This is a genomic window from uncultured Campylobacter sp., assembly GCF_937997535.1.
Lineage (GTDB): Bacteria > Campylobacterota > Campylobacteria > Campylobacterales > Campylobacteraceae > Campylobacter_B.
The window spans coordinates 1-5,990 of record NZ_CALKTT010000105.1 but is presented as its reverse complement, the minus strand read 5'-3'; the positions used below and the strand labels follow the sequence as shown (position 1 = coordinate 5,990).

At 44.0% G+C, this 5,990-nt stretch carries 8 protein-coding genes; 7 read left to right on the top strand and 1 reads right to left on the bottom strand.

What is annotated here, in order from left to right:
- The first annotated feature begins 77 nt into the window (after nucleotides 1–77).
- From Q0117_RS10305 to Q0117_RS10285, 5 genes are read left to right on the top strand one after another with little or no spacing between them, the layout of a single operon-like run.
- Nucleotides 78–617: a formate hydrogenlyase complex iron-sulfur subunit gene (locus Q0117_RS10305; protein ID WP_295151635.1), complete on the top strand. Its 540-nt coding sequence runs from the start codon at nucleotides 78–80 to the stop codon at nucleotides 615–617.
- Nucleotides 614–1,438 (top strand): NADH-quinone oxidoreductase subunit B family protein, encoded by an 825-nt coding sequence (locus Q0117_RS10300; RefSeq protein ID WP_177386901.1) that lies wholly within the window; start codon nucleotides 614–616, stop codon nucleotides 1,436–1,438. Before Q0117_RS10305 ends, Q0117_RS10300 begins: the two co-directional genes overlap by 4 nt.
- Complete coding sequence (locus tag Q0117_RS10295) at nucleotides 1,435–1,779, top strand: formate hydrogenlyase maturation HycH family protein (RefSeq protein WP_297926686.1); 345 nt, start codon at nucleotides 1,435–1,437, stop codon at nucleotides 1,777–1,779. Before Q0117_RS10300 ends, Q0117_RS10295 begins: the two co-directional genes overlap by 4 nt.
- Nucleotides 1,779–2,231: a hydrogenase 3 maturation endopeptidase HyCI gene (locus Q0117_RS10290; protein ID WP_291936428.1), complete on the top strand. Its 453-nt coding sequence runs from the start codon at nucleotides 1,779–1,781 to the stop codon at nucleotides 2,229–2,231. Before Q0117_RS10295 ends, Q0117_RS10290 begins: the two co-directional genes overlap by 1 nt.
- Nucleotides 2,232–3,095, top strand: coding sequence for a formate/nitrite transporter family protein (locus Q0117_RS10285; RefSeq protein WP_005871911.1), 864 nt, complete (start codon nucleotides 2,232–2,234; stop codon nucleotides 3,093–3,095). It begins immediately after the preceding gene.
- A gap of 481 nt (nucleotides 3,096–3,576) precedes the next feature.
- Here the strand turns inward: Q0117_RS10285 and Q0117_RS10280 are convergent, their stop codons facing one another.
- Nucleotides 3,577–4,215 carry a Crp/Fnr family transcriptional regulator gene (locus Q0117_RS10280; RefSeq protein WP_005871915.1) on the bottom strand — a complete coding sequence of 213 codons (639 nt, stop codon included), beginning with the start codon at nucleotides 4,213–4,215 and terminating at the stop codon, nucleotides 3,577–3,579.
- Between the two features lie 353 nt (nucleotides 4,216–4,568).
- Here Q0117_RS10280 and Q0117_RS10275 point away from each other — a divergent pair, with 353 nt between their 5' ends.
- Together Q0117_RS10275 and Q0117_RS10270 are read left to right on the top strand one after the other, a co-directional pair.
- A complete protein-coding gene (locus Q0117_RS10275; protein WP_297926682.1) occupies nucleotides 4,569–5,399 on the top strand; it encodes a class I SAM-dependent methyltransferase in 831 nt (276 codons plus the stop codon).
- A gap of 232 nt (nucleotides 5,400–5,631) precedes the next feature.
- Nucleotides 5,632–5,990, top strand: a 359-nt coding sequence (locus Q0117_RS10270; RefSeq protein WP_297926679.1) for an alanine:cation symporter family protein, incomplete at its 3' end; no start/stop codon positions are given.

Here is a 5,990-nt window from a genome sequence, read left to right as displayed (position 1 = left end):
GGAAAGAGTAAAATTCTAACCGAAAAAGACCTTAAGAAATTTTGCCAAGACGGCAAGGTTAGCAAAAAGGATTTAAGATGATGAAATTATTCGACATTACCGAAAAATATGGTAAGGCGACCTATGCTTATCCGTTTGAGCCATACATCGTGCCCGAGAATTTTCGCGGGCAGCCTGAATACACCTACGAGCTTTGCATAGGCTGTGCTGCATGCGGTATCGCCTGCCCATCCAATGCGATTGAGCTTAAGATGAACGAAGCCCAAACTAAACTAATTTGGGAATTTGACTGCGGACGCTGCATATTTTGCGGTCGCTGCGACGAGGTATGCCCTACGGGAGCGGTAAGGCTAGGCAATAGCTTTGAGCTAGCGGTAAAATTTGATAAAAGCGCGCTTATCCAACACGGCGAGCTTGAGATGGAGAAATGCAGCTGCTGCGGCAAGCCGATGACCCCAAAAAGGCTCATCAATTACACGCTAGAAAAGCTAAGTACTGCAAATTTGCTCCCAGGCAGATTAGAAGAAGCTAAAAAATATCTCTATATCTGTCCTGAATGCAAAAAAGCTCAAGCGGTCGAGAGAATGACCAAAGGTATAGAGGAGGCAATAAAATGAGTTTGTATCAAGTCCCCGAAAATATTAAAAACGCAAACGATCTAACCGCAAAATTGGAGCTTTTGAAAAATATCAAACGAAGCTTCAGCGTTTATCGTATCGACTGCGGAAGTTGCAATGGCTGTGAAATCGAAATTTTTGCTTCTATCACGCCGATGTGGGATCCGGAGCGCTTCGGATTTAAACTTGTAGCTAACCCTCGCCACGCAGATATCTTAGTCTGCACCGGTCCGGTTACTCGACAGATGTATTATCCGCTGCTCCGCGCTTATGAGGCTGCGCCTGATCCAAAGATCGTAGTAGCTCTGGGAGCCTGCGGAAGCACTGGAGGAATTTTTCATGACGCATATAGCGTATGGAGCGGCATCGATAAGATTGTACCGGTAGATGTTTATATCCCCGGTTGCCCTCCGCATCCTGCTAGCATCATCTATGGTCTTGGCATGGCGCTTGGCATCATCGATCAAAAGCTTCAAAAGAAGAGCTACGAGCAAGATAGCACTCTTCCGCCACCGGTTAAGAGTTCAGTTATCGGCGATATTTTATTCGAGCGCGATCTGCAAGCTGAAGCTAAGAGGCTGATGAGCTATATTTTCGGAAGAGTTTTATTTGCAAAATATATGGATGCGATCAAAACCTCATCTGACGTTCACGATCCAAAAGCTTCTCGCGAGGCTCTACTTAACGCTATCCACACCGAAGAGGATCCTAGATACGCGGAGTGCATGGCACTATTGCACAATGACGTATATCTAAAATATGCCCGCGCTACGGAGGAATTTAAGATCGATCCGCAAAAAGAGGTCTGGAGCAAACGATGATTGAGGTTTTTAAGCTTACAAAGCGGCATATGGACGAAAACGAAAATTTACCCAAAGAACTAAAGGATATCAAGGTTTTTTCCACCTGCGTCGGTCACGGCGTAGGTACGATAGATTTTAGCGAAAAGGTACTTGAGATAGACGATGAAGAATTTAAACGCATCATCGAGAACTCGGGCGACTACGTTAAATTTAAGATCGGTAACCTAAGCAAGTATTTCGAGATTGAAATTTTTGCCGAGCACGCAGCTAAGCTAATCCCTCAGCTTTGCGAATGTGAGCTTAAAGATCTGCTAAAAAATATGTGCGAAGGATATTTCGTGCTAAGGAAGGATTTTTGATGCGAAAGGCGTTGCTTTGTATCGGCAATCCCCTTCGCGGCGACGACGACGTGGGCAATGAAACAGGGCGAATAGTCGAGGCGAACCTAAAAGATTGGCGCGTTTTTTATGGGCAGGATGTGCCCGAAAACGAATTTGCAGCACTTAGGGAATTTGCCCCTGAAATTCTGATCGTAGTAGATGCGATGAGCGGCTTTGATGAGGATAAGATAGAATTTTTCGACCTCAGCAACGATCGCGACTATATCTACTCGACGCATAACCTGCCTACGCCGGTGCTTCTAAGCTATCTGCGCAAAATTTGCCCAAAGACATTGTTTTTGGGCATAAGTGTGCTGCTCGATAACGTCCTTGATTTTAAAGAAGGGCTAAGCGAGAGCGCAAAAAAAAGTGCGCAAAAAGCTTATGAGCGTATCTTAGAAATTGATTCAAATTTAAATGAGGAGGAGTAAATGTTAAATCCTGCAGAAACCGCGCAAGCGGTGTCTAGTTCGATGCAACACAAGGCGCATACCCCGCTAATTAGCATAATTTTTCTAGCTATAATGGCGGGCGCTGCAATCGCTATGGGCGATATTTTCTGGGCTCACTCGACCGTCGGAATGGCTGAAAAGCAATCTATTGGCTTATCGAATTTCATCGGTGGTATTACCTTTAGCTGCGGTCTGATGATGGTGGTTTTTTACGGTGGGCATCTATTTACCAGCTCTGTTTTAACGGGTGTGCCTGCTGCCGATGGCAAATTACCGCTAGGTAAAACTATCGGCTATTGGGCTATCGTTTGGTGCTTTAACTTCGTAGGCGGCGCGTTAATCGCGTATATGTATTATTACTCAGGACTTCCGCTTAAATATGATGGCTACATCTTGCAGCACTTCATTCCTGCAGCAGCAGGCAAAATAAACGCACCTTTTCATGAACTATTCATCCGCGGAATTTTTTGTAACGTGTTTGTATGTATGTCTATCTGGACTGCGACCAGTGAGAGCAATCTATCGGGTAAATTCTTTGCAATTATGTGGATGATCGGCGCATTCGTAGCTTGCTCGATGGAACACTGCGTGGCAAATATGTTTATCCTAACTGAAGGCATCATCGCTAAAGGCCACTACCTTGCGGCTGCAGGTGGCGATGTAAACGCTCTTGCAAGCTCGCTTCACGGTGTAACGGCAGCTCAAATAGATTCAATAAACTGGGGAAATTTCATCGTTAAAAATATGATCCCGGTTACGCTAGGCAACATCTGCGGCGGTCTATTTTTCGTAGGCTTGGTTGGATTTATGGTAAATAAATACGATATGAAAAAGAAAGACTAATCTATCGCGCTTCAGCACGATATAAACAAAATACGGCGCGGCACTTTGCCGCGCATTTTTAATTTCTAAAATTTTAAAAATTCTCATACATAAAATTTCGCTCGATCCAAAATTTTAAATTCCATTGCAACCCATAAAATTCCAGCTTGATTTAAAATTTTAAATTCCATAGCCTGCCACTAAATTTAAAATTCCAAAGCTTTGCGTTTTAGGATAGCGGATAAAATGCAAAAGTGAATTACGTGTTAAAATTTTAAGCAAATTCAAAACAGAATTTTAAACGAGACCACAAACCCAAATTTTATATAAGTTAAAATTTTAGACGAAATCCTAACGAAATTCGGGATGGAATTCTAAAACCAAGCTCTTGATAAAAATTTTACGCTGTAAATCTAGGTAAAATCCTGCGCCGTAACTTTAGACAAAATTTCGCGCTTAAGCCGTAAGTCGCACAAATTGCTTTAAAAACTCTAGTCAGAGCCTAAACGCAGTAGCTAAGCAACCTGTCGTAGTCTAGGATCAAAAACTCGTGCTGACTGATTTTTTGAATTACGTTATCTTTTACAAGCTCATTAAACGCGGTACTCGCGCTTTGACGCTTGAGCCCCACAAAGGATGAAAGCACCTTTAGCGAAAAGGGCAAAAAGACGTATTTGTAGCCGTTTTGATGAAAATTCTGCTCGTTTGCAAGCTCTATCAAAAAGCTCGCGATGCGCCCTTTTGCATTTTCAAAAAGTATAGAGCGTGTGATTTTGCGCTGCAGCAGAATTATCTCAGTTAAAATTTTTATATACGCCTCGCAAAAGCTGCGATTTGCCAAGATCTCCCCTAGTCCGCTCGCATCGATCGTATAAATCTCGCTGTCCTCTAAAAACTCAAGTGCGCAAATTTCATTAAGAATAGTGATATTGTCCTTGTTTAGGTAGTTGATGATGAATTCTTCGCCGTCTTCAAAAAACGAAAGCTTCGCCTGCCCGCTTTTAAAAATAAAAACTTTAGGCGCCTCGCTATAAAAAACATAGCCTTTTTTGATGACTTGGTGCTCGAACATTGCAAGCTCCTCGTCGCTAAGCGTGGCGATAGCCTCGGTTTGCAGTAGTCCCAGCCGCGATTTTTCCATATAACCTCCAAAAGCTAAGAATTATACAATGAAATATTTAGACAAAGATAAAGCTGCGCGGATTAAATTTACCATCCGCACTATGACTGCGCATCTAGGTCGCCTAAGCTAATAAATTTTATAGCTTTTAAAATTCTAAATTTTACCCACGCTTTGCATCGCGTAAAATTTCAAAAATTTATTGAGCCTTATGCGGCGAAATTATAGCCAAAACCCGTGGCGCGAATTTAAAATTCTGTCTTTAAATAAAAATTCATATCATTTTATTGAAATTTTATTTAGCAAGGATATAATAATGCATATTAAAAATAAGCGGTATTTTGCCCGCAACGATACCGCAAGAAAGGCACTTTATGCAAAAGTTAAATTTTAAAAATAACGTCTCCGAGACGCTGCTAATCAACGTCTATATGCGACATCTGGATTTCAAAGACAAGGATCCGATCCTAAATGATCCCTTTTCGAGCGCCGTCGTAGAGCAGATTGATTATGATTTTGCAAAATTTAACGATGCGCGCCTTAGCAAAACGGGCACCGTGATCCGCGCGAAATTTTTCGACGACGAGACGCTGCGGCTCGCGGCGGAGCTTGATCACCCTATCATCGTGCAGCTCGGCGCGGGGCTCGACACTCGCCCGCTTAGACTGCAAAGCGCCCTGCCAAACGCCCTATTTTACGATCTCGATCTGCCCGACGCCATCTCCGTGCGCGACGCACTGCTGCCCAAAGCAAAGAATAACTTCAGCCTGCCCTACTCGATGCTAGATCCCTCGTGGATGGACGAGCTAGTCGCAAAGCACGGTAGCGCGGGCTATATATTCATCTTAGAGGGCGTGAGTATGTATTTTGAAAAGGAGGAATTTAAAAAATTTTTTATCGCGCTTGCGCAAAAATTCCGCGGCTACGTGCTGAGCGACTTTATGAGCGAGTTTTCGGTTAGGAAATTCGACTCTAGGCGCCATGACGCGATGAAACACATGCAAAACGCACCCTTTAAAATGGGTATCGGCGGCGGTGCAGAGGTGCAGAGCTGGGATAGTGCGCATATCTGCTTCGCCAAAGAGGCTGCAATGCTGAAAATGTATAAAAGCCACTGGAGCCTCAAAGGGCGCCTATTTAGCCTGATCCCTGCCTTTTGTAACGCATGCAAGATGTTCGTTTTCAAAATCGGCGGTGATGAATAGGCTTAAAAATTTCAGTTGATTGCTTTGCAAATTTCGACAGCTAAGGCGGGAATTCTAAGCTGCTTATCTGGCTGGCAAGCTGGCATGCAGAGCAAACGGCACATACCGCTTTGCTTAATGCTTGAGTAAAATTATAAAAGCGCTTTAAAATTTCGCTTAAATTTCTCTCGATTTATAGGAATTTAAGAGTTTTTAAAATATATTTTCGCATCTTAAATTCACGGAAAAGATCATGCAAAATTTTCTCGACAAACTCACCGCCACAATTGACGCAATCAACTCCTTTTTGTGGGGTCCGTACTTTCTAATCGCCCTACTTTGCGGCACCGGCGCGTATTTTACGGCGCGCTTGCATTTGGTGCAGATTTTTAAATTTAAAATGGGCGCGCGCAAGCTTTTCGGCAACTTCTCCCTGCACGGCGAGGCTGCGGGCAAAAGCGGCATGAGCTCGTTCCAAGCCGTCGCCACGGCGATCGCGGCGCAAGTCGGCACGGGCAACCTGGTAGGCGCCAGCACCGCGTTAGTGATGGGCGGGCCGGGCGCGATATTTTGGATGTGGTGCGCGGCGTTTTTAGGCATGGCGACGAATTT

Coding starts and splice junctions, on each gene's coding strand:
- Q0117_RS10280 (WP_005871915.1), bottom strand. CDS start 4,215: ATGGAAAAATCGCGGCTGGGACTACTGCAAACCGAGGCTATCGCCACG.
- Q0117_RS10275 (WP_297926682.1), top strand. CDS start 4,569: ATGCAAAAGTTAAATTTTAAAAATAACGTCTCCGAGACGCTGCTAATC.
- Q0117_RS10305 (WP_295151635.1), top strand. CDS start 78: ATGATGAAATTATTCGACATTACCGAAAAATATGGTAAGGCGACCTAT.
- Q0117_RS10295 (WP_297926686.1), top strand. CDS start 1,435: ATGATTGAGGTTTTTAAGCTTACAAAGCGGCATATGGACGAAAACGAA.
- Q0117_RS10290 (WP_291936428.1), top strand. CDS start 1,779: ATGCGAAAGGCGTTGCTTTGTATCGGCAATCCCCTTCGCGGCGACGAC.
- Q0117_RS10300 (WP_177386901.1), top strand. CDS start 614: ATGAGTTTGTATCAAGTCCCCGAAAATATTAAAAACGCAAACGATCTA.
- Q0117_RS10285 (WP_005871911.1), top strand. CDS start 2,232: ATGTTAAATCCTGCAGAAACCGCGCAAGCGGTGTCTAGTTCGATGCAA.